This window comes from Alkalicoccobacillus plakortidis, assembly GCF_023703085.1.
GTDB lineage: Bacteria > Bacillota > Bacilli > Bacillales > Bacillaceae_D > Alkalicoccobacillus > Alkalicoccobacillus plakortidis.
In genome coordinates this window covers 129,066-151,179 of the sequence record NZ_JAMQJY010000005.1, presented here as the reverse complement: position 1 = coordinate 151,179, position 22,114 = coordinate 129,066, and the positions used below count along the sequence as shown (strand labels likewise).

Sequence of the window (22,114 nt, the reverse complement as noted above, 5' to 3'; positions counted from 1 at the left end):
GTTTCTTTAAATAAAACAATTAAATAATTGCCCATCATTGGGATAACCGGTGGGATGGCCTGAGGTAAAATGACTTTTACCCATGTTTTTGTTCGGCCGAAGTTAAGAGCGCGGCTTGCCTCCCATTGACCTTTAGGTACAGAATTTATCCCTGATCGATAGATTTCTGATAAGTAGGTGGCATAGTGAATGCCGAGTGTCGCTATTCCTGCTGTAACAGCACTCATGGAAACACCAACAACTGGAATTTGTGGCCATGCATAATACACAAAAAACAGTTGAACAAGTGGTGGTGTACTTCGGACAAATTGTACAAATCCAAAAACTGTCCACGCTAGTGGTTTAAAGGATGAGCGACCTAACAAAGTTAGCACTAAGCCAAACGTTACTGAAACAAGATACGCTCCAAGTGTAATGCCGAGTGTAACAAACATGGCACGAAAGATGACTGGGAATGCGTCTGCTACTACCTGCCAATCAATCATGTGCTAGCCACTCCCTTCGATGCTCGCTTCTCGAAATATTTAGAGAGAAGAATAAGGGGTAGGGCAACAAGGAAATACATCACTAATAAGATGGAAAAAACGGGTAGAGCGATGCTATAATCGGCTCCACGTAAGTTTTGGCCCCAATACATCATGTCCTGCAACGTTATTAAGGCAACAAGAGATGTTCCTTTCAAAAGCTCAATTGAGTTGTTTGTTAAGCCTGGAATCATTGTTCTAAATGCTTGTGGAAGAATAACACGAAACATTTGCTGTCTGCTTGTCATATTTAAGGCAATGCCAGCTTCTGATTGTCCTTTTGGTACAGAAAGGATAGAGCTTCTCACAATCTCTGATCCGTATGCTCCATAGTTTAATCCTAATGTAATAACACCTGCAAGGAAAGGATCTAAACGAATACCAAAGGCTTCCGGTAATACATAGAACAGCCAAAACAGCTGAATTAACAAAGAGGTACCTCTAAAAAACTCTACATAGATCATTGTCCCAACTCGGACAAATTTGTACTTTGATACTCTTGAGATCCCAGCAATAAAGGCGATGGTGAAAGCAAGAGCGGTTGCCGTTAAAAGAAGTGAAACAGTCGTTGGCAATCCTCGTATGAGTACCTGTACAATGTCTGCTGTGCTCAAAATTTGTTCACTCCTAACGGTTCAATTAAACAAAAACAGGGATATCTCGTAGAAACTCAATCACATGGAGCTTCTAAGCGGTAGAGATATCCCTTTCTTTACATACGTTTTGATTCTATTTTACTATCCTGCGCAAAGTTCATCGGTTGTCATATCTGTAACCATATTATCCTCCGTGAAACCAAATGGCTCCATGATCTCTAAGATTCTTCCCGACTCTTTTAATTCTTCTAATTTTTCATTATAAGCATCTCTAAACTCTTCATCTTCAGGGTGGAATACAGCTGCACCATATCCATAGACTTCTTCTCCATCAATGACAGGCTGTTCAAAGTCTTCAACGATCTCGATATTATCATTGTCTTGATCTTCAAGCGCTGTTCTCAATGTAAGATCAGTCATTGTAATTGCATCTGTGCGGCCTGAAGTTAATGCTGAAATATTGTCTGTGATGCTAGAAACTTGTTCAATTTGTGAATTATCTACACCCATAGCACGAAGATAATCTAGTTCTATTGCACCTGACATGACGGTAACAGTAAGATCTGGATTATCAGCTAGATCTTGATAGCTTTTAATATCGTGCGGATTACCAGGTGCTACGGCAAGACCTTCACCAATGCGATAATCAGGCTCTGAGAAGAGAGCATTCTCGCAACGATCGGGCGTCACATAGACTCCAGCTGTGACAATATCAAAATTGCGTGAATTAACCCCATTGATCAATGCATCAAATTCAACCACTTGACCGTCTAATTCATCAACGCCTAATTCAGCAAAAATAGCCCGAGCTACTTCAACGGATGCACCTGTTACGCCTCCATCACTTTCTTCGTACCCATAAGGACGTTCATTTGCAACACCCACTGTGACGCTTCCGTCATCTTGAACTTTCTCTAATGTGTCTCCACCTACACTTGAACAAGCACCAAGTAAAGCAACAGACATCAACCCTGTAAGTATGTAACCTATCTTCAACTTCAAAAAACCAACCCCTTCTATTTTGGTAATAAAGTAAAAAATATTATTTCTATGTTATATTTTTCACGATTTGCACTTTATTAGCGTAACAAAAGCCAAATCGGATGACAAAAGCTCTGAGGTGGCATATAAGCCAAATATTTTGCTTGAAAGAGTCTTAGGTGGGAGATATGCGCATTATTCATAGATTAAGAGCGTGAATACGACCGAATCATCAGAATTGCGAATTATATCATTAGAGAGCGAGGGTACTTCGTTGTATGCTTGAATGATGAATACCCGGTTTTTAAAATAGCTAAACCACATATTTATAAATTTCTTGATGAAAAAATGAGAGAAGGTAAAATAGAGGTATTGATAGCAAAGGATGATACAACATGAATCAAAATCATACTCATAAACAATCCATACCTTTTTTGAGGACGCTGCTCATATTAGGGAGCTTAGCGGCGTTTGGTCCTTTAACCATAGATATGTACTTACCGGCCTTTCCGCAAATAGAAGAAGATTTCGGAACAAGTGCCTCCTTTACACAATTAAGCTTAACAGCTTGTTTGCTAGGTCTCGCACTAGGACAAATTATTGTCGGACCAATTAGTGATGTTCGTGGAAGAAAGGGACCGTTAATTGTCGCCCTCATTGCCTATTCAATTGCCTCGATACTTTGCGCCTTATCGCCTTCGATTTGGATGTTGATTGCTTTGAGGTTTATTCAGGGACTTGCAGGAGCTGCAGGGATTGTCCTATCTAGAGCAAGTATTCGCGATCTTTATTCAGGACCTGATTTAACAAAGTTCTTTGCAATGCTGATGTTAATAACAGGTGCAGCCCCAATATTGGCGCCTGTTGTTGGTGGCCAACTGTTGCAGTGGATGCCGTGGCAGGGTGTTTTTGTTGTGCTTGCAGGTATTGGTCTTGTGGTACTACTATCTGTAATAGTGGGACTTCCAGATACGCTCGCTCCTGAAAACCGCTCTGCGGGAGGTATGCGGGATCTGACTAAAACGTTTAAAGGACTCATTCGTAATAAACTATTTATTGGCTATGCTGCCACACAAGGTTTAGTCGGAGCAGGCATGTTCTCGTATATTTCTGGATCATCCTTTGTTTTGCAAAATGTATTTAGTGTGAGCGCACAGACTTATGGGTTTCTGTTTGCACTTAATGGTGCAGGTCTTATCATTGCATCACAAACAACGGGACGCTTAGCCGCTCGTGTAGGAGAAAAACGTCTTTTGGCAGTTGGCTTATTAATCGCAGTAAGTGGGGCACTTATTTTATTACTTGCCGTTCTATTTACGAATCAATTAATTCTAGTCATGCTTGGTTTGTTTTTAGCTGTTTCAAGCGTAGGAATTGTTGGTCCATCCTGTTTTGCTCTTGCGATGGCTGACCAAGAGAAAAGTGCAGGAAGTGCTGCAGCATTACTTGGGCTGATGCAGTACATTGTTGGTGCAGCTGCAGCCCCTTTTGTAGGCATTGCAGGAAGTCATACGGCCTTACCAATGGCAATCATCATTTTACTTTGTGAGATTGGCGCTATATTGATGTACTTTGTTCTTGTTCGACCGAATCAGTCTGTCCGTACCTATATTAATGAGCATTCATCCTAGGTGGCAGTCCTGCATAGAATACAGGACGGAGGAATGTTTAATGCCAAACAAATCAATTACGGTAAAACTTTCGACACATGAGCTGACGCTTTATGAGGATGGGAAAGCGGTCAAAACATACCCAGTAGCTGTAGGGAAACTTGCTACAATGACTCCTTTTGGACAGTTTACGATTGTGAATAAGCAGCCGAATCCAGGAGGACCTTTTGGTGCGTTTTGGATGGGTTTATCTAAGCCTCATTACGGTATTCATGGTACCAATGATCCATCCTCTATAGGTCAGTCTGTCTCGCATGGGTGTATTAGAATGTATAATGAAGATGTTTTAGAGTTATCAAAGCTCGTTTCGATTGGAACACCTGTTTCAATCGTGCCTTAAACGTAGGGTGGTGGGGACCGTGATTCGGTGGTTCCTGCCTTTTTTGTGTATGTTTAATGCCTTAATAAAGGGGAACATATATGCACATAAAGAAATTTTCAGAGGAGAGGATCAAAATGGGACATTATATAGAGGTTGAACCAAATGTGAATGTATACGTAGAGGATGTAGGTGAAGGGACGCCAATTATCTTTATCCATGGGTGGCCTGTAAGTCATAAAATGTTTGAGTATCAGCAGACAGAGCTTCCAAAACACGGATATCGTTTTATTGGAATTGATTTACGAGGTTATGGTAAATCAGATGCACCATGGTCGGGATATGATTATGACACCATGGCAGCAGATATACATGCAGTGGTGACAAAGCTTGAGCTTACAGATGCGGCACTTGCAGGTTTTTCTATGGGTGGTCCGATTGCGATTCGTTATTTATCGAAGTATAAAGAAAATCCAATTAGTAAGCTCATTCTTTTAGGTGCGGCGGCTCCAATCTTTACACAACGAGATGAATACCCACACGGCCTTGAAAAGTCTGGAGTAGACGATATTATTTCAAACCTGAAAGCGGACCGACAAGCAATGCTTAAAGACTTTGGGGGAATGTTCTTCCATCAAGAAATGTCTGATGCATTTAATGATTGGTTCTTAAACCTAGGTTTGACAGCAACACCACATGCAACAATTCATTCCGCAGAAGCGTTAAGGGACGAAGATGGACGAGTTGACCTCGCGAGTGTACATGTACCAACACTTATCCTTCATGGTAAACATGATGAGATTTGTCCATTTGAATTTACCTCATTTATGAACGAGGGAATTGCCGAATCAACCGTTGTACCTTTTGAGAATAGTGGGCATGGTTTAGTTTTTGAAGAAAAAGAGAAAGTGAACCATGAAATTGTTAAGTTTCTAAAAGGATAGATGGATGAAAAGCTGTTAGCCTATGAGCTGCAGCTTTTCTATCTGGATAAGGCTCGTTCTATTCTCACTCCTTTTAACATATGGTTAAGTACTAAAGTTGTTGGAGGGAGATGCGGAATGGACCAGTTTGAATTCGGGACACCGATGGGTAGAGAGAGCGTTACAAAAGATCATGATGTGACACTAGTAGGGCGAAAACAGCTAGATATTACTGGTGTTAAACAAGTAGAAAGCTTTGATAATGAAGAATTTTTGATGGAAACAACGATGGGTTTCCTTTCTGTAAGAGGTCAAAACCTGCATATGAAAAACTTAAATGTAGAGCAAGGATTTGTATCTATAGAGGGTAAAATCCATGATATGATTTATTTAGATCAAAATAATCAGGATAAATCAAAAGGGTTCTTAGGGAAGTTATTTAAGTGAGTTTGACTATACAGCTTCAGACCATGTTGTCGATGCTAGCAATGGGCGCGTGTCTTGGAGCTTCTCTAGATACATATGGGAAGCTTACCTACCAACCGCGCTCATTCAGCTGGGTTGTTGCCATACGAGATTTTTTATTTTGGTGTGTTCACGCATTGCTCATATTCTATGTGTTGTACCAATCAAATATGGGTGAGCTTAGATTTTACGTATTTGCAGCACTTCTTTGTGGTTATGCCACTTATCGAGCTTTATTACAATCGGTTTTTAATTATCTATTGGACAGGCTTATTGCCCTTGTTGTTGGAATTATTCGGTTCATAAAAAAAAGCTTGTATTACATGTTCATTAAGCCGATAAAATGGATATTGTATCTTATAAGCAGCTTTTGTATGATAGTATTAACGATCGTTTGGAAGATTTGTCTAGTCTTATTTTCATTTGTATGGAAACCGGTATGGTGGTTGATTCGACCAATTGTACGTTGGATAAATGGAACAAAGCAATGGCAGAGGGTTAAACCTTTTTTAATAAAAATAAAGGAGGTTGGCCGTTCTGTATGGAAGAAGAAAGACACGAGGTGATTGTGAATGGCCAACAGGAAACCTACGATAAGGGAATTAGATTCCGCATATATTAAGCAGCGCGAGCAGGAGAAGCAACTGCAGCATAAGAGAAAACGTGGATTAATGAGACGTCTTACAACCCTTGGAATTATAGGGTTTATCATTATAGGCATTGTTTCGGCTACATTAATTGCACAGGCCTCAGCTATAAATGAAAAGAAGGAAGAGCAGGCAGCTCTAAAAGAAGAGCAAGAAGCGCTTATAGCAGAGCAGGAAAGGCTAGAGCAGGAAATTGAGAATTATAATAATCCTGATTATATTGGAGAAGTACTCAGGAGAGATTACTTTTTGACACGTCCTGGAGAAACATTATATAAATTACCAGAATCATCATCAGATTGACACCTTTTTTTGCTTTCGGTTATACTATAATTCAAAGTGATTTTTTTACAGATATCTAAGGAGGATCTATCTTTTCATGTCAATTGAAGCAGGCAGCAAGGTGCAGGGCAAAGTGACAGGCATTACACATTTCGGTGCATTTGTAGAATTACCGGGCGGAACCACAGGACTTGTTCATATCAGTGAGGTTGCTGATAACTACGTAAAAGACATTAATGAGTTTTTGAAGGTTGGCGAAGAAGTCCTAGTTAAGGTTGTTAACGTTGAGAAAGACGGAAAAATTGGCTTATCTATTAGAAAGGCTCAAGACCGTCCAGGAGTGCGCCAAGCTCAGACTTCACGTCCTAGTGCTGCCTCACGCCCGTCCCGACCATTCAACAATAGTCGTCCTCAAGGTGGAAATCGTAGTCCAAGAGGAAGCGTTAGGCAAACTGTTACGTTTGAAGACAAGGTTAGTCGCTTTTTAAAAGATAGTGAGGAACGATTAACGACAATTAAGCGTCAAACAGAATCCAAACGTGGAGGGCGCGGTGCCAAAAGAGGCTAAACTGCTGTATTGATACGCTCCTTACTGAATAAATAAAAGGCAGATCTCGCATCTGTCTTTTTTTTCGTGCAAAAAACAATTGACTTGTCCCGAGCAAGAAGGTATATTTAGTTTTGTCGTCATTTTAGAATGACTTTTGAGGCGGTGTAGCTCAGCTGGCTAGAGCGTACGGTTCATACCCGTGAGGTCGGGGGTTCGATCCCCTCCGCCGCTATTGATTATTAGACAAGAGGCTAGCACAGAAATGTACTAGCAATAAGAAAAGCCGAACCATTGTGTGGATTCACTCACATAATGATTCGGCTTTTTTTGTTTATCGAAAATAAAAGAGGGGGAGGGATCACTTCGGACATAGTTAAGTTCTATTGAAGCAGCGTGATAAAAAGCGTGGGAGAAGAGCGATACCCGCGAGAGCAGAAGGAATACCCGTGGGAAGAGAGCGATACCCGCAAGAGTAGAAGGAATACCCGTGGGAGAAGATCGATACCCGTGAGAGCAGAAGAAATACCCGTGGGAAGAGAGCGATACCCGCGAGAGGAAAGAGAACCACCGAAAACCCCGCAAAGATCCGAATCTCCTTCTTTGATTTGGACGACGAACGGACTACAGCGATCTTCTTTATAGATTATTTGTACACATCTGTCCCCCAACATCTTTTTTGTCGTTTCTTTGAAATTGGCTATCTGAAGCGGTTTTTCATGATGAAACACTAGAAAAAATAAAACCTTATGCCAAATTATCGCAGGCGCACTTAAAATAGGTGGTTATATGCGCTCATATTGCCACGGTTTGCTAATAACTGTGTGTAATCGTTTTAGTTCTGGTTGAAATGAGTCGAACGATTCTGATTTCTTCCCCTGTGATTATGACAAATTCTTGCTCTGGAACCTGTTTATAATGAGACCACGAATCTAATAGGGTGGTGGGTCTTATGTTAAGAAAGGCTGTTAAGTTATGGAGTGAACCTGCGTGGATTGCACGAGCAGGCCAAATCTATCAAAGAACCACAGAGTCAGTTAAGCAACAATCGATTTCCTGGTTTGATACAGCATTTTATCAGTGGGGTCTACTAATTGCGATTATGGGTTTTTTACTTGGACGAGCCGTTATTTTAACTGAACTAACACCTTTTGTCTTACCCTTTTTAGCAGCTGTCTATCTATTAAAACGGGATAAGGCTGCGATTGCATCATTCTCATTACTTGGTGGTGCTATCTTTAGTTATCATGGACAAGTTGGGTTTGTCATTGTCGCCATCATTGCCTATATCCTCTTACAAAAAGCAGTTTCTAAATTTGTTCCCAATCAGAAAGAAGCCCTTCCATACCTCGTTTTCTCTGCGAGTTTACTATCAAGGCTTAGTCTAGTTTTTGTCGGTACCGGAACGATCTCAGGCTACGCATTAATGATGGCCGCGGTAGAATCTGGGCTGAGTTTTATTTTAACAATGATTTTTATACAAAGTGTACCTCTCTTAACAGCAAAACGAATGCAAAGACCTTTAAAGAATGAAGAAATTATTTGCTTAATTATTTTGTTGGCTTCGGTTATGACAGGTACGGTGGGCTTGGGCTTGGAATGATGTAACAGTGGAGCATGTGCTCGCCAGATATCTATTGCTTATTTTTGGATTGGTTGGTGGTGCAGCGATCGGTTCAACCGTTGGAGTGGTAACTGGCCTCATCTTAAGTCTCGCTAGCCTCGCAAGTTTGTATCAAATGAGCCTATTAGCATTCTCAGGCTTATTAGGAGGACTTCTTAAAGAGGGGAAAAAAGTAGGTGTGGCTGTTGGGCTACTTGTTGGTACGCTACTAATAGGTATGTATGGAGAAGGTGGACCTGGAATATCCGCTACCTTACTAGAGACTTTGGCAGCCATTTTACTATTTTTCTTAACGCCTAATCGTGTTATTCAAAATATCGCTCGCTACATACCGGGTACGGTTGAATATGCTACGGAACAACAACAGTATCTACGGAAGATCCGTGACGTGACTGCAGGTAGAGTAGAGCAATTCTCGACACTGTTTCAGACATTGTCCAATAGCTTTCAAATGCCTGCTCCACGTGAAGACCTAGAGCGTGATGAAAAAGAGGTTGATTATTTTCTGAGCAATGTAACGGAAAAAACATGCCAGACCTGCTTTAAAAAAGAGCGGTGCTGGGTGCAGAACTTTAATAAAACGTATGATTGTATGAATAAAATTATGACGGAAACGGCTAAAAATGGTGAGATAAAAGATCAGATCCTTCAGATGGAGTGGAACAAACATTGTATCCGGCCAGAAAAGGTTGTTCAGGCCATTGTAATGGAGCATAGCCACTATCAGGTTAATCAAATGCTTAGGAAGCAGGTATCAGAAAGCCGGAAGTTAGTTGCTGATCAATTGTTAGGTGTATCCCAAGTCATGGGCGACTTTGCAAGAGAAATCCAAAAAGAGAAGGAAGCTCACTTTCAGCAAGAAGAAGAGTTGTTGGAAATGTTGAGAGGAGCAGGTCTCGAGGTCGGTCATGTGGATATTTATAGTCTGAAGCCGGGACAAGCTGAAATTGAGTTAAGTGTGCCGTTTGATCAAGGACAGGGTATAGGTGAGAAGATTATTGCACCGATGTTGTCCTCCCTTCTAAATGAAACGGTAGTGCTTCAAAAAGAAGAAACCGAGTTCTACTCGAATGGTCACAGTCATATGACATTTGCATCTGCTAAGCAATTTGTTGTTGAAACGGGTGTGGCAAATGTGGCAAAAGGAGGAGCGTGGATATCGGGTGACAGTTATTCGACTCTTGAACTCGGTTCCGGGCAATATGCGATTGCCATTAGTGATGGAATGGGGAACGGAGAGCGGGCTCATCTAGAAAGTACAGAAACCTTACAGCTGCTGCAAAAGGTTCTTGAATCTGGAATTGAGGAAATGGTAGCCATTAAATCAGTGAATTCGGTGCTTTCTTTACGCACGACAGATGAGATTTTCTCGACGCTTGATTTAGCGATGATTGATCTGCAAACAGCAAAAGCTAAGTTCTTAAAAATAGGTTCCATCCCGACTTTCATTAAGCGTGGGGATAAGGTTTTAAAGATTGACTCGAGCAACCTACCGATGGGTATGTTTCAGGACTTTGATGTAGATGTTGTAAGTGAGCAATTAAAAGCTGGCGATATTTTAATCATGGTGAGTGATGGGATATTTGATTCGCCGACGCATGTAGAGAATAAGGATTTGTGGATGAAACGAATGATTGCAGAATTAGAAGTAGCCGAGCCACAGGAGATGGCAGATATCATACTAGAACGAGTGATCCGTTCAGATCGAGGCATTCAGATTGAGGACGATATGACCGTGATTGTTGCCGAAATTAAGCGAAATACACCAAAGTGGGCGTCCATTCCGCTCTATCGTCCAGCTCCACCGCTAAAAAAACGTGCGTAAAGAGTATGGCATGAAGTATAGATTCTCTCCAAGAAGTGAAGGATGTTACCATTCACAAATTTGGAGGGATTGTCGATGAAAGGCACACTTAAACAAATACTCTTGATCACAGATGGTCATTCAAATCAGGGAGAGGATCCAATTGCCATTGCGGCACTCGGAAAGGAACAAGGCATCACCCTTAATGTCATTGGAATAGTAGACGGAGACTCATTAAATGAACAAGGCATTCAGGAGGTTGAGGCTATTGCGCTTGCTTGGAGGCGGTGTCAGTCAAATCGTCTATGCGAAGCAGTTGGCTAAAACCGTACAAATGGTTACAAGAAAAGCAATGACACAAACCCTACATGGTGTGGTAAATAAAGAGCTGCAGGATATTTTAGGTAAGAACCAAGAGTTAGAGGATCTACCACCTGAAAAAAGAGGGCAGGTTATGGAGGTTGTTGATGATCTAGGTGAAACCATTTCGCTTGAGGTATTAATTTTAGTAGATACAAGTGCAAGCATGAGGGATAAGCTACCAATGGTACAGGAAGCATTAACAGACTTGTCCATTAGTTTAACGTCTAGAGTAGGAGAAAATCGTTTTGCACTCTATTCGTTTCCCGGGAAACGACGTGATGTGGATCGCTTGTTAGAATGGACACCAAAATTAAGTAGCCTAACAAGTATTTTTCAAAAACTCTCACCTGGAGGAACAACGCCTACTGGTCCTGCTATTCAAGCAGCTGTTCGTATCTTTACTCAAAAAGGTTCGAAAAGGAGCTTGCTGAATCATGAGGAACAGTTATTCGACGAAATCGCCGATTAAACTTGCTTCAGGTGCCAGATTAAAAGGGAAATGGCACAAAAAATCATATACCGTTATTCGTTTGCTTGGGGAAGGAGCGACAGGTGCAGTTTATCTTGTCCAATCAATCAATGGTTTAGTTGCTGTCAAAGTGGGAATAGACAGTATGGCGATTACAACTGAGGTGAATGTCTTAAGGCAGTTCTCAAAAAAACAAGGCGTGGCACTTGGGCCAAAACTGCTTGATGTGGACGATCTCGTTTTTGGAACTCATACTTACCCCTTTTATGCGATGGAGTATGTGAAGGGAGAAGCACTTATACCTTTTATGAGAGGCAAGGGACCCGAATGGCTAGGATTACTAATTTTGCAGCTACTTGGTGACCTAGAAAACCTTCATAAAGAGGGCTTGGGCATTTGGTGATCTAAAGCCAGATAATCTGTTAGTAACAGGGCCGCCTTCAAGGGTGCGCTTGCTTGATGTAGGAGGGACAACACTACTCGGAAGATCCATAAAGGAGTACACTGAGTTTTATGATAGAGGCTACTGGACGTTAGGTTCAAGAAAGGCAGAACCTTCTTATGATCTATTTTCAGTGGCGATGATTATGATGAATTGTGCATACCCTAAACGGTTTGATAAGAAAAACGGGCATCCTAAACAGCAACTAAGAACGGCTATTAACGGCCATCCTCTGTTAAAGCCTTATGAAACAGTCCTTGTTCGAGCAATAACGGGTCATTACTCGAGTGCCTCTTCAATGAAAAAAGAATTGACACAAAGCATGCAACAAGATATCACTTATGGTGATGTAGGCTCTAGTGCGCGTAAGCGATCAACTAAACACAAACGACGTTTTGCCTACAAAGTTGAACTGGTTTTAAGTGGGACCTTACTTTTTATCGGTTGTCTTTTATACGTATTCATTCTTACAATGTAGGGGCCAGTACGATTAGGTCCTTTTCTTTTTTGTGAAAAGGACATGTTTTCGCTAAAACACGCTATAATAGATAACAACTGAAATATGCATAAAAGGAGTCGTTTTGAAGTGGAAGCAACCGTCCGCTCTTTTATCAAGCAATCAAACATGACTCTAAATGGTAAGCATGTGGTGATTGCGGTTTCGGGTGGACCTGATTCAATGGCTTTGCTACACTTCCTTTGGAGGGAACGGCATCACACTCAGATTCAGGTTACAGCAGCACATATTAATCATCAGCTGCGAGGAGATGAGTCAAATCAAGACGAGGCACTCGTAAGGGACTTTTGTAAAAAAGAAGGAATTCCAATTCAGGTCGCTCGAGTTGATGTGAAAAGCTATGCCAAACAAAACGGAATAGGGTCTTCTGTTGCGGCAAGAGAGCTGAGGTACCAAAAGCTAAATAAGATCTTAGAAAGTATACAAGGAGACTATTTAGCTGTTGCTCACCACGGTGATGACCAAATTGAGACTGTATTTATGAAAATGGTTCGTAGTGCAAATGCTCTGCAAAAACCAGGTATGGATGCCGTACGATCGTTTGGAGAAGCAACATTAATTAGACCGTTATTATGTGTGACAAAAACAATTATTTTGGACTATTGTGAAGCCAATAACGTACCATTTGCGTTGGATTCAAGCAATTCGTCTCAAGTGTATACGCGAAATCGATTTCGCGAGTCAGTCCTACCTTTTGTTACACAGGAAAATCCGATGTTATTTAAGCATATTCAACGTTATCATGAATGGCAGACAGAAGATCAGGACTTTCTTTTTAGTCTCGCCGAGAATTCATTAAATCAAATGTTGGTTAAAAAAAGTGAACAATTCCTTACAATTTCAAGGGATCAGTTTCTCTCAGTGGCACTCCCTTTACAAAGGAGAGTGATTCATCTAATATTAAATTATCTTTACAACGAGTCTGCCCGTATTACGTCTGTACATATTGAGCAAACGATAACAATGCTACACGCTGAAAATCCATCAGCAACATTAGAACTAGCAAGTGATTTTAGGGCTATTCGAGAATACAACTACTGTCATTTTTCACGATTCGAGCCAAGTGATAAGGAACAGATCCATACTAGGCTTGATATTCCGGGCAGTGTACGTCTTCAATTGGGAGAAATAACAGCAACCAAACTAGGGCAGGATATGAATCAAGAAGATCTGCCGAAATTCCAATTAGATTTGGATGGACTAGTGCTTCCTTTAACTGTTCGCACCCCCATCCCTGGAGATCGTATTGCCGCAATAGGTATGACAGGTACAAAAAAGTTAAACAGGCTTTTTATTGATCGAAAGGTTCCGAAGTCATTAAGGTCCAAGTGGCCTGTTGTTACGGATGCACATGAACAAATCATTTGGGTACCGCTTTTACAAAGATCTCGTATAGCAAATGTAACAAATGCTTCAAGTAACATAGCCGAGTTAACGTTTTTAAGATACTGAACGTCTTCTCACATTTAGTAACCGAATTAAACAGGAGGGTCTTAAGCCTTTGATGAAAGATGAATTGAAAGAGATATTGATTTCTGAAGAAGAAATCCAGAATAAAGCCCGTGAATTAGGAAGCGAAATTTCGGAACAATATAAAGAAGCCTTTCCGCTTTTTGTAGGTGTGTTAAAAGGTGCATTACCTTTTATGGCAGAGCTTATCAAACATGTTGATGTACATCTTGAACTAGACTTTATGGATGTATCAAGTTATGGAAATGCCATGGTATCAACCGGTGAAGTAAAAATTATTAAAGACTTAAATACGTCTGTTGAAGGACGTGATGTCTTAATTGTCGAAGATATTATAGACAGTGGACTTACACTTAAGTACTTAATTGAGCTATTTCATTATAGAAAAGCAAAATCAGTGAAGGTTGTTACCCTTTTGGATAAGCCTGATGGACGTAAGGTAGACCTAGTCCCTGACATGTCTGGTTTTACAGTTCCCGATGCCTTTGTAGTAGGTTTTGGACTTGATTATGCTGAGCGTTACCGTAATCTCCCATATATCGGTGTCTTAAAACCAGAGATTTATGAGGGGTAATATTTGTGGACTTAAAGTCCAGTATGATACTATTATTGCAGCTTTGTTGGACGTGGGAGGAGGTCTAGAATGAAATACCGGGTATTTAGAAATACAATCTTTTATCTGCTTATCTTTTTGGTGATAATTGGTATTGTTAGTGTTATTAATACAGATCAAAGTACAGTGGATGAACTTAATTACAATGATTTCACCGAAAATCTAGATCAAGGCAACGTGGAAACATTTAGTATAAAACCGGAACGAGATGTTTATCTTGTTCGTGGACAGCTTGTTGGTGCTAAAGATGATGAGTTTTTCGAAACATATGTACTTCGTAGCGAACAAACATCTGAGCTTCTAGCACAAGCGCAAAGTCAATTAGAGATTGAGCCAGCTGATGAAACAAATAGCTTGGGTGGCAATCTTTACTTCCCTTATTCCCTTTGTGATTATCATCATCTTGTTTATCTTCCTTATGAGCCAAGCTCAGGGTGGCGGAAACCGTATGATGAGCTTTGGTAAGAGCAAAGCGAAACTGGTTAGCGACGACAAGAAAAAGGCTAAGTTCAAGGACGTGGCTTGGTGCAGATGAAGAAAAAGCTGAGCTTGTTGAAGTTGTGGAATTCCTTAAGGATCCGCGCAAGTTCTCGGCTATTGGTGCCCGTATTCCTAAAGGGGTTCTCCTTGTTGGACCTCCAGGTACAGGTAAAACCCTTCTAGCACGTGCTGTTTCTGGTGAAGCAGGCGTACCATTCTTCTCCATTAGTGGTTCTGACTTTGTGGAGATGTTTGTTGGGGTCGGTGCTTCACGTGTTCGAGATTTATTTGAGAATGCTAAGAAAAATGCACCGTGTATTATTTTTATTGATGAAATCGACGCAGTTGGACGTCAGCGTGGAGCTTGGAGTTGGCGGTGGTCACGATGAGCGTGAGCAGACGTTAAACCAATTGCTTGTTGAGATGGACGGGTTTAGCTCTAATGAAGGAATCATCATTATTGCTGCAACAAACCGTGCAGATGTTCTTGACCCAGCATTACTTCGTCCAGGACGTTTTGACCGTCAAATTCAAGTGAATCGCCCTGACGTTAAGGGACGTGAACATGTTCTTCAAGTTCATGCAGAGAACAAACCTTTATCGGATGACGTGAAGCTTGATGTAATAGCAACAAGAACACCTGGATTCTCAGGTGCCGATCTAGAAAACCTTCTAAATGAAGCTGCATTAGTGGCAGCTAGGAATAACGAGACTAAAATAGGCATGACTCACGTCGAAGAAGCCATTGACCGAGTTATTGCTGGTCCTGCTAAGAAAAGCCGTATTATTTCTCCAAAAGAGAAAAACATTGTTGCTTGGCATGAAGCGGGTCACACTGTAGTTGGTGTGAAGCTAGAGGGTGCTGATATCGTTCATAAGGTAACCATTGTTCCACGAGGTATGGCCGGTGGGTATGCAATGATGCTTCCAAAAGAAGATCGTTACTTTATGACAAAGCCTGAGCTTATCGATAAAATCGTTGGATTGCTTGGTGGCCGTGTAGCTGAGGAAATTCAGTTCGGTGAAGTAAGTACCGGAGCTCATAATGATTTCCAACGCGCAACGGGTATCGCTCGTAAGATGGTCACTGAATATGGAATGAGCGAAAAGTTAGGACCAATGCAGTTTGGACAAAGCTCTGGAGGTCAGGTATTCCTTGGCCGTGATATTCAGAATGAGCAAAATTACAGTGATGCAATTGCACACGAGATTGATTTAGAAGTTCAAAAAATCATTAAGGATGCTTATGAAATTTGTAAGAAAATCCTGACTGAAAATAAAGAATCTCTAGACCGCGTGGCTGAATCATTAATTGAACTTGAAACATTGGATGCTGAACAAATCCTTTCATTAGTAAATGAAGGAAAGCTTCCAGAGAATCATCATGGGAATAAACCAAAAGATTCTGATGTGAAAGTAAATATTAATGGCAAGCAAGAAGAGCGTCCTGAAGGTACTCCGTATGAAGAAACAACAAACCTTGAGCAAGGTGAAAATGAACCACCAGCTGAAGGCGGGGGCCAAGATAACGATCGACGTTAATTCATAAAAAGAGAGAAGGTGCCCAGTATGGGTATCTTCTTTTTCTTATGCTAGGCACGATCTTTGCCAAAATACCTTTTTGCAATCATAATAAAAAACGAGTCAGCTGGGATGGTGATTAGGATTGATTCTTGTAATGGATGTTGGTAATTCAACCATAGTTCTTGGCGTATATAAAGAGGATGTATGCATACGCTCTTGGCGTATTGCGACAGACAGGCAGAAAACGTCAGATGAATATGCGGTGTTAATCCGCTCGATGTTTGCGGATGAAGGCATTTCATTTTCTGATATAAAAGGAATCAGTGTGTCGTCCGTTGTGCCCCCTATCATGCATACACTAGAACAAATGTGTAAAGTGTATCTTGGTCAGAAGGCGTTAGTCATTGGTCCAGGTGTTAAAACGGGTTTAAACATTCTGTATGAAAATCCTCGTGAGGTAGGCTCTGATCGAATTGCCAATGCAGTTGGAGCGCTCACTCACTATGGTTCTCCTGTTGTGATTGTTGATTTTGGAACAGCTACTACGTATTGTTATATTAATGATAAGGAACAATATGTAGGAGGAGCTATTGCGCCAGGTATGGCTGTTGCAGCAGAGGCTTTGTATATGAGGGCATCTAAGCTTCCGAAAATTGAGCTTGCTAAGCCGAAGAATATTCTAGGCAGGAACACCATTCATGCCGTGCAGGCGGGTACGTTCTATGGGTACATCGGTCAGGTGGAAGGTATTATCTCGCGTATCTATAAAGAAGCAAAAGTAACAACAAAACCTGTTGTTGTGGCAACCGGTGGGCTTGCGGAACTACTTGCACCAGAGACCTCGATGATTGATGTCGTTGATCCATTTTTAACATTAAAAGGGCTTAAAGCCATTTACGAAAAAAACACCTAGAGTGGAGTGGGATAGATGAAGGATTATTTAGTAAAATCAACAGCTTTTGAAGGAAAGGTTCGTGCCTATGCACTTGTGGCAACAGATATGGTGAATGAGGCTGTAAGAAGACAAGGGACCTGGCCAACAGCATCAGCGGCCCTTGGTCGGACGATGATGGCAAGTGCGATGATGGGTATGATGCTTAAAGGAGAAGAAAAGCTAACTGTTAAGGTAGAAGGTGGCGGTCCAATCGGTGCTATCGTTACTGATAGTAATGCAAAAGGAGAGACGCGAGGGTACGTCTCTAATCCACAAACTCATTTTGATTTAAATGACAACGGCAAACTTGATGTGGCGCGCGCAGTCGGTACAGATGGTGCATTATCAGTTGTCAAAGACCTTGGGATGAAAGAGCCCTTTACTGGAAGTGTTCCAATTGTATCAGGTGAGCTTGGTGAGGATTTCACGTATTATTTTGCAAACTCGGAGCAAACACCTTCTGCAGTTGGTGTTGGCGTATTAGTGAATCCAGACAATACCATTAAAGCGGCTGGAGGATTTATTATTCAATTAATGCCTGGCGCTGATGATGATGTGATTTCTGAAATTGAGAAACGTCTTTCAAGCATTCCGCCAATTTCTAAATTAGTGGAACTAGGAATGCCTCCTGAGGAAATTCTTTATTCCGTTCTCGGTGAAGAGACGGTATCAATTCTTGAAACATCACCTGTTGAATTTAAATGTACATGTTCAAAAGATAGAATTGGTAAAGCGATTATTAGCTTGGGTCAAGATGAAATTAAGGCGATGATTGAGGAAGATGGTGGCGCAGAAACGGTTTGTCATTTCTGTAATGAAGACTATCAATTTTCAAGTGATGAACTATTAGAGTTAAAAGAGCAAGCAGCTGAATAAAATGTAAAATCCTTCTTTTTATATTAGTAGATTCATTGACTTATGTTGAAAGTTCTGATAACATCGACTTATAAAACCAATAAAATTACTAGGAATTAAGGAGGCGCATTATGACTGCTGTAAATTCTGTACTCGATTTAATTGGAAATACGCCATTAGTGAAATTAAATAGGTTAACAAGTGATAAGCATGCTGATATCTATTTAAAAGCTGGAATACTACAATCCAGGTAGTAGTGTAAAAGATCGAATTGGCTTAGCGATGTTAGAAGCCGCTGAAGAAGCCGGGAAAATTAAACCGGGTGACTCATTTGTTGAACCTACTAGTGGTAACACTGGTATTGGTCTAGCGATGGTTGCTGCTGCTAAAGGCTTTAAAGCGATATTAGTTATGCCTGAAACGATGAGTTTAGAGCGTCGTAACCTTTTGCGTGCGTACGGTGCTGAGGTTGTTCTAACTCCGGGTCCTGAAGGTATGGGTGGAGCGATCCGTAAAGCAACAGAACTTGCAAATGAGCATGGATACTTTATGCCTCAGCAATTTGAAAATGAAGCGAATCCTGCTATCCATAGAAATACAACAGGTAAAGAATTACTAGAGCAGGTAGATGGTCAACTGGATGCCTTTGTTTCTGGTATTGGTACGGGTGGAACGATTACTGGTGCTGGTGGATTCTTAAAAGAACATTTTCCTGATCTAAAGGTTGTTGCTGTTGAGCCAAAGGATTCTCCGGTCCTTTCTGGTGGTAGCCCAGGACCTCACAAGATCCAGGGGATTGGACCAGGATTTGTGCCAAAGATTTTAAATCAAGATGTTTACGATGAGGTTATTCAAGTAACAACTGAGCAATCCTTTGAATTTGCACGTAAGGCAGCAAGAGAAGAAGGTATTCTTGGTGGAATCTCCTCCGGTGCAGCTATATATGCGGCACTTGAAGTAGCAGAAAAGCTCGGACCAGGTAAAAAGGTCGTAGCGATTATTCCGTCAAACGGTGAGAGATATCTAAGTACGGCTTTGTATCAATTTGAAGAAGAATAAGCATTAGTATAAAAAGGCAGTCCGGATTATCTGGGACTGTCTTTTCTTATGCTTCGATGTCATGTAAAATAGAAGCCATATCTGACGGTGAGTAGGGGGTGTGAGATGTTTATTCATAATAAACGGACATCAAGAATAACAAGGTCAAAATCATTTCCTCTTCAAGCGAATGAGTGGTTTAATCGTTACCAAGCACTTGCTACACATTCAAAGCAGCATGTTTTACTAGAGAGTGGGCGTGGAGGTCGCTTTAGCATTATGGGTCTTGATCCATTTGCGACGCTAGAAGGACACGATCAAACGTTAACTCTTTCTATGGGTGAGGAGAAACAGGTTTGGGAAGGTCCATTGCTAAAAGGAATTGAGTCAGCCATGGAGCCTTTTGTAGTAGAGCCAACCCAAGCTGTTGCTGATATTCCCTTTAGTGGAGGTGCAATTGGTTACTTTAGCTATGATGTAGTAAGGGAAATCGAACGAATCCCATCTCAGTCTAAGGATGACCTTCCTTTGCCAGATGTGTATCTCATGTTATTTGAGAACGTTTTTGTTTATGATCATCACACAGAAATGATCCATCTTTGTGTAAATGGATTTGCAGAAGAGGAAGAAGCACTACTTTTGCGACTAGAGATGTTTGAGTCAATTTGGCGACAAGGTTCACCGACCCAAACGACATGGAAACAAAAGGAACACACTTCTGACGGTTCAAATACCGCAAGTTTGACGGAAGAAGAATTTGTTGATGCGGTTAATAAGATTAAATCATACATTGCACAAGGAGATGTTTTTCAAGTTAACTTGTCATTACGTGAGTCAAAGCCATTAACCGTAGAACCGATGCATGTCTATGAAAAATTGAGAGAGCTTAATCCTTCGCCATATATGGGGTATATGCAAACTCCTGATTTTCAGCTTGTTAGTGCTTCGCCTGAATTATTGGTCAAAAAACAAGGTGATCGCCTAAGTACAAGACCAATTGCTGGGACACGCTCACGTGGTGCAACGGTAGAAGAAGATCAAAGACTAGCTGATTCTCTCTTCGTCAACGAAAAAGAACGAGCGGAGCATGTGATGCTTGTTGATCTTGAGCGCAATGACCTCGGCCGTGTTTCAAGCTATGGCACAGTTGAGGTAGATGAGTTAATGGTCATTGAGCGATACTCTCATGTGATGCATCTTGTTTCAAATGTAGTGGGAGAGCTTGCTGATGATCACTCGGTTTATGATGTCATTCGGGCGGTTTTTCCTGGTGGAACGATAACTGGTGCACCAAAGATTCGCACGATGGAAATTATAGAAGAGCTAGAGCGTGTACGTAGAGGCATTTATACAGGTGCTATTGGTTGGATTGGTTTCCATGGTGATATGGAGCTAAACATTACAATTCGAACGATGATCTGCTATGATGAGCATGCGTATGTGCAAGCTTGGTGCCGGGATTGTAAGTGATTCAAATCCGCACCATGAGTATAAGGAATCGTTTAAGAAGGCGCGTGCTCTTTGGCGGGCGCTTGAGCTGAGTGAAGAAGAGTGTAAAAACGTAACACAGATGAGCTGAGGAGGAATTAATATGATTCTGATGATTGATAACTATGATTCATTTACGTATAATTTGGTTCAATATTTAGGTGAAATGGGCCAAGAGCTTGTGGTTAGACGGAATGACCAGATTACGATTGAAGAGATTGAAGAGATGGCCCCATCTATTTTAATGATTTCTCCAGGACCGTGCAGTCCAAATGAGGCAGGGATTAGTTTAGAGTCTATCCGACACTTCGCTTGGACCATCCCGATATTTGGTGTGTGTCTGGGCCATCAGTCTATTGCCCAGGTGTTCGGTGGTGATGTTGTAAGAGCTGAACGACTTATGCATGGAAAAACGTCTGAGATTAAACATAATGGGAAATCCGTTTTTAGTGGATTGCCATCACCAATGACGGCAACTCGTTATCATTCATTAATTGTAAAAAGAGAGACGCTTCCTGACTGTTTTATCATCTCAGCAGAGACAGATGAAGGTGAAATTATGGCGATACGCCACAAGGAACTACCGGTAGAAGGGGTTCAGTTTCATCCAGAATCGATAATGACTGGAGATGGGAAACAACTTTTGCGTAATTTTGTAGAAGCTCACTCTGGGAGTCAAGCATGTTCATCTACCTAAATGGAGAGTATGTTGAAGAGGCCGAAGCCAAAGTATCGATCATGGATCATGGGTATTTATATGGCTTAGGGCTTTTTGAAACATTTCGCATATATAACGGTCATCCTTTTTTACTGGATGACCATTTTCAACGTATGGCTGAGGGCTTAGAGGAACTTGGAATTGACTGGTCAATCACTAGAAGCGATGCGATGGACATCCTTACTGAACTTCTTACACGTAACGGAATAAAAGATGCCTATGTTAGATGGAATGTCTCTGCTGGAGCAATGGGTTTAGGTTTATATACAGGAAGATACACCGACCCAACAGTTGCTGTTTTGATCAAACCACTGCCTAGTAGCGTTCAGGATAAAGAAATTGTGATCTTAAATCGCAGGAGGAACACACCTGAAGGGGACAAGCGCTTAAAATCACACCATTACTTAAATAATGTGCTTGCTAAAAGGGAGCTTGGATCATCACCTTTGTTAGAAGGGATTTTTCTTACTAAAGAGGGTTGGGTTGCTGAAGGCGTTGTTTCCAATCTGTTCTGGATAAAAGATCATAAAGTATATACGCCGGCTCTTGAAACGGGCATTTTAGATGGAGTGACACGTAGGTATATAATGTCGCTCTTAAAGGATCAACAAATTCCGTTGATAGAGGGATTGTTTGATCAATCTGAGCTACTCGATGCAGATGAGGTATTTTTAACAAATTCTATTCAAGAAGTTGTTCGAGTGGAAAGCTGTGGCAGAACAGCTTATGCTAAGGAAAGTAATTTATTAAAAGGACTCAAAGAATCCTTTGAAGTTGAAACGACTCAGCGGTGGAGTATTGCTGAATAGGAGTGTCATATG

Annotated in this window: 18 protein-coding genes, 1 tRNA gene and 5 pseudogenes; 21 read left to right on the top strand and 3 right to left on the bottom strand. The window is 41.2% G+C overall.

Features of this window, described 5'->3' with window-relative positions; all coding sequences use genetic code 11:
- From NDM98_RS21465 to ehuB, 3 genes are all read right to left on the bottom strand, one after another.
- Positions 1 to 485 (bottom strand): amino acid ABC transporter permease (locus tag NDM98_RS21465; protein ID WP_251611531.1); only part of this gene is annotated, 485 nt, incomplete at its 3' end.
- Positions 482 to 1,138: an ectoine/hydroxyectoine ABC transporter permease subunit EhuC gene (gene ehuC / locus NDM98_RS21460; RefSeq protein ID WP_251608824.1), complete on the bottom strand. Its 657-nt coding sequence runs from the start codon at positions 1,136 to 1,138 to the stop codon at positions 482 to 484. The genes NDM98_RS21465 and ehuC, both read right to left, overlap by 4 nt.
- 123 nt (positions 1,139 to 1,261) lie before the next feature.
- Entirely contained in the window at positions 1,262 to 2,122 is an 861-nt protein-coding gene (ehuB, locus tag NDM98_RS21455; protein ID WP_251611530.1) for an ectoine/hydroxyectoine ABC transporter substrate-binding protein EhuB, read from the bottom strand.
- A 374-nt stretch (positions 2,123 to 2,496) separates the two neighbouring features.
- Between ehuB and NDM98_RS21450 the strand changes: the two genes are divergently transcribed.
- From NDM98_RS21450 to pabC, 21 genes and pseudogenes are all read left to right on the top strand, one after another.
- Positions 2,497 to 3,732, top strand: a complete 1,236-nt coding sequence (locus NDM98_RS21450; protein ID WP_251611529.1) for a multidrug effflux MFS transporter — start codon at positions 2,497 to 2,499, stop codon at positions 3,730 to 3,732.
- 40 nt (positions 3,733 to 3,772) lie between these two features.
- A complete protein-coding gene (locus NDM98_RS21445; protein WP_251611528.1) occupies positions 3,773 to 4,111 on the top strand; it encodes a L,D-transpeptidase in 339 nt (112 codons plus the stop codon).
- Positions 4,112 to 4,227: 116 nt separating this feature from the next.
- Positions 4,228 to 5,034, top strand: coding sequence for an alpha/beta fold hydrolase (locus NDM98_RS21440; RefSeq protein WP_251611527.1), 807 nt, complete (start codon positions 4,228 to 4,230; stop codon positions 5,032 to 5,034).
- Positions 5,035 to 5,151: 117 nt separating this feature from the next.
- On the top strand, positions 5,152 to 5,460 hold the full coding sequence (gene yabP, locus NDM98_RS21435; RefSeq protein ID WP_251611526.1) for a sporulation protein YabP: 309 nt from the start codon (positions 5,152 to 5,154) through the stop codon (positions 5,458 to 5,460).
- Positions 5,457 to 6,044, top strand: a complete 588-nt coding sequence (yabQ, locus tag NDM98_RS21430; RefSeq protein ID WP_251611525.1) for a spore cortex biosynthesis protein YabQ — start codon at positions 5,457 to 5,459, stop codon at positions 6,042 to 6,044. The genes yabP and yabQ overlap by 4 nt, the downstream gene beginning before the upstream one ends.
- Before the next feature lie 6 nt (positions 6,045 to 6,050).
- On the top strand, positions 6,051 to 6,428 hold the full coding sequence (locus NDM98_RS21425; protein WP_251611524.1) for an FtsB family cell division protein: 378 nt from the start codon (positions 6,051 to 6,053) through the stop codon (positions 6,426 to 6,428).
- Positions 6,429 to 6,504: 76 nt separating this feature from the next.
- A complete protein-coding gene (locus NDM98_RS21420; RefSeq protein WP_251611523.1) occupies positions 6,505 to 6,975 on the top strand; it encodes a S1 domain-containing RNA-binding protein in 471 nt (156 codons plus the stop codon).
- Positions 6,976 to 7,115: 140 nt separating this feature from the next.
- A tRNA-Met gene (locus NDM98_RS21415) sits at positions 7,116 to 7,189 on the top strand.
- A gap of 717 nt (positions 7,190 to 7,906) precedes the next feature.
- Positions 7,907 to 10,403, top strand: a pseudogene (spoIIE, locus tag NDM98_RS21410) (stage II sporulation protein E).
- A gap of 75 nt (positions 10,404 to 10,478) precedes the next feature.
- Positions 10,479 to 11,214 (top strand): annotated as a pseudogene (locus NDM98_RS21405) (vWA domain-containing protein).
- The gene (locus NDM98_RS24360) at positions 11,180 to 11,617 is read left to right on the top strand and encodes a hypothetical protein (RefSeq protein ID WP_307728926.1); all 438 of its coding nucleotides are present in this window, start codon (positions 11,180 to 11,182) and stop codon (positions 11,615 to 11,617) included. Before NDM98_RS21405 ends, NDM98_RS24360 begins: the two are co-directional and overlap by 35 nt.
- Positions 11,618 to 11,666: 49 nt before the next feature.
- The gene (locus NDM98_RS24355) at positions 11,667 to 12,134 is read left to right on the top strand and encodes a hypothetical protein (RefSeq protein ID WP_307728925.1); all 468 of its coding nucleotides are present in this window, start codon (positions 11,667 to 11,669) and stop codon (positions 12,132 to 12,134) included.
- A 108-nt stretch (positions 12,135 to 12,242) separates the two neighbouring features.
- The gene (gene tilS, locus NDM98_RS21395) at positions 12,243 to 13,625 is read left to right on the top strand and encodes a tRNA lysidine(34) synthetase TilS (RefSeq protein ID WP_251611522.1); all 1,383 of its coding nucleotides are present in this window, start codon (positions 12,243 to 12,245) and stop codon (positions 13,623 to 13,625) included.
- A 52-nt stretch (positions 13,626 to 13,677) separates the two neighbouring features.
- Positions 13,678 to 14,217 carry a hypoxanthine phosphoribosyltransferase gene (gene hpt / locus NDM98_RS21390; protein ID WP_251611521.1) on the top strand — a complete coding sequence of 180 codons (540 nt, stop codon included), beginning with the start codon at positions 13,678 to 13,680 and terminating at the stop codon, positions 14,215 to 14,217.
- Positions 14,218 to 14,286: 69 nt separating this feature from the next.
- A pseudogene (gene ftsH / locus NDM98_RS21385) lies at positions 14,287 to 16,278 on the top strand (ATP-dependent zinc metalloprotease FtsH).
- A 124-nt stretch (positions 16,279 to 16,402) separates the two neighbouring features.
- The gene (locus NDM98_RS21380) at positions 16,403 to 17,173 is read left to right on the top strand and encodes a type III pantothenate kinase (protein ID WP_251611520.1); all 771 of its coding nucleotides are present in this window, start codon (positions 16,403 to 16,405) and stop codon (positions 17,171 to 17,173) included.
- Positions 17,174 to 17,188: 15 nt separating this feature from the next.
- Entirely contained in the window at positions 17,189 to 18,070 is an 882-nt protein-coding gene (gene hslO, locus NDM98_RS21375; protein WP_251611519.1) for an Hsp33 family molecular chaperone HslO, read from the top strand.
- A gap of 110 nt (positions 18,071 to 18,180) precedes the next feature.
- Positions 18,181 to 19,108 (top strand): annotated as a pseudogene (gene cysK / locus NDM98_RS21370) (cysteine synthase A).
- A gap of 105 nt (positions 19,109 to 19,213) precedes the next feature.
- Positions 19,214 to 20,666 (top strand): annotated as a pseudogene (gene pabB / locus NDM98_RS21365) (aminodeoxychorismate synthase, component I).
- 12 nt (positions 20,667 to 20,678) lie between these two features.
- The gene (gene pabA, locus NDM98_RS21360) at positions 20,679 to 21,272 is read left to right on the top strand and encodes an aminodeoxychorismate/anthranilate synthase component II (protein WP_251611518.1); all 594 of its coding nucleotides are present in this window, start codon (positions 20,679 to 20,681) and stop codon (positions 21,270 to 21,272) included.
- Positions 21,257 to 22,102 carry an aminodeoxychorismate lyase gene (gene pabC / locus NDM98_RS21355; RefSeq protein ID WP_251611517.1) on the top strand — a complete coding sequence of 282 codons (846 nt, stop codon included), beginning with the start codon at positions 21,257 to 21,259 and terminating at the stop codon, positions 22,100 to 22,102. The genes pabA and pabC overlap by 16 nt, the downstream gene beginning before the upstream one ends.
- Positions 22,103 to 22,114: the final 12 nt, after the last annotated feature.

Coding starts and splice junctions, on each gene's coding strand:
- NDM98_RS21450 (WP_251611529.1), top strand. CDS start 2,497: ATGAATCAAAATCATACTCATAAACAATCCATACCTTTTTTGAGGACG.
- NDM98_RS21445 (WP_251611528.1), top strand. CDS start 3,773: ATGCCAAACAAATCAATTACGGTAAAACTTTCGACACATGAGCTGACG.
- NDM98_RS21440 (WP_251611527.1), top strand. CDS start 4,228: ATGGGACATTATATAGAGGTTGAACCAAATGTGAATGTATACGTAGAG.
- yabP (WP_251611526.1), top strand. CDS start 5,152: ATGGACCAGTTTGAATTCGGGACACCGATGGGTAGAGAGAGCGTTACA.
- NDM98_RS21425 (WP_251611524.1), top strand. CDS start 6,051: ATGGCCAACAGGAAACCTACGATAAGGGAATTAGATTCCGCATATATT.
- NDM98_RS21420 (WP_251611523.1), top strand. CDS start 6,505: ATGTCAATTGAAGCAGGCAGCAAGGTGCAGGGCAAAGTGACAGGCATT.
- NDM98_RS24360 (WP_307728926.1), top strand. CDS start 11,180: ATGAGGAACAGTTATTCGACGAAATCGCCGATTAAACTTGCTTCAGGT.
- hpt (WP_251611521.1), top strand. CDS start 13,678: ATGAAAGATGAATTGAAAGAGATATTGATTTCTGAAGAAGAAATCCAG.
- hslO (WP_251611519.1), top strand. CDS start 17,189: ATGAAGGATTATTTAGTAAAATCAACAGCTTTTGAAGGAAAGGTTCGT.
- pabA (WP_251611518.1), top strand. CDS start 20,679: ATGATTCTGATGATTGATAACTATGATTCATTTACGTATAATTTGGTT.
- pabC (WP_251611517.1), top strand. CDS start 21,257: ATGTTCATCTACCTAAATGGAGAGTATGTTGAAGAGGCCGAAGCCAAA.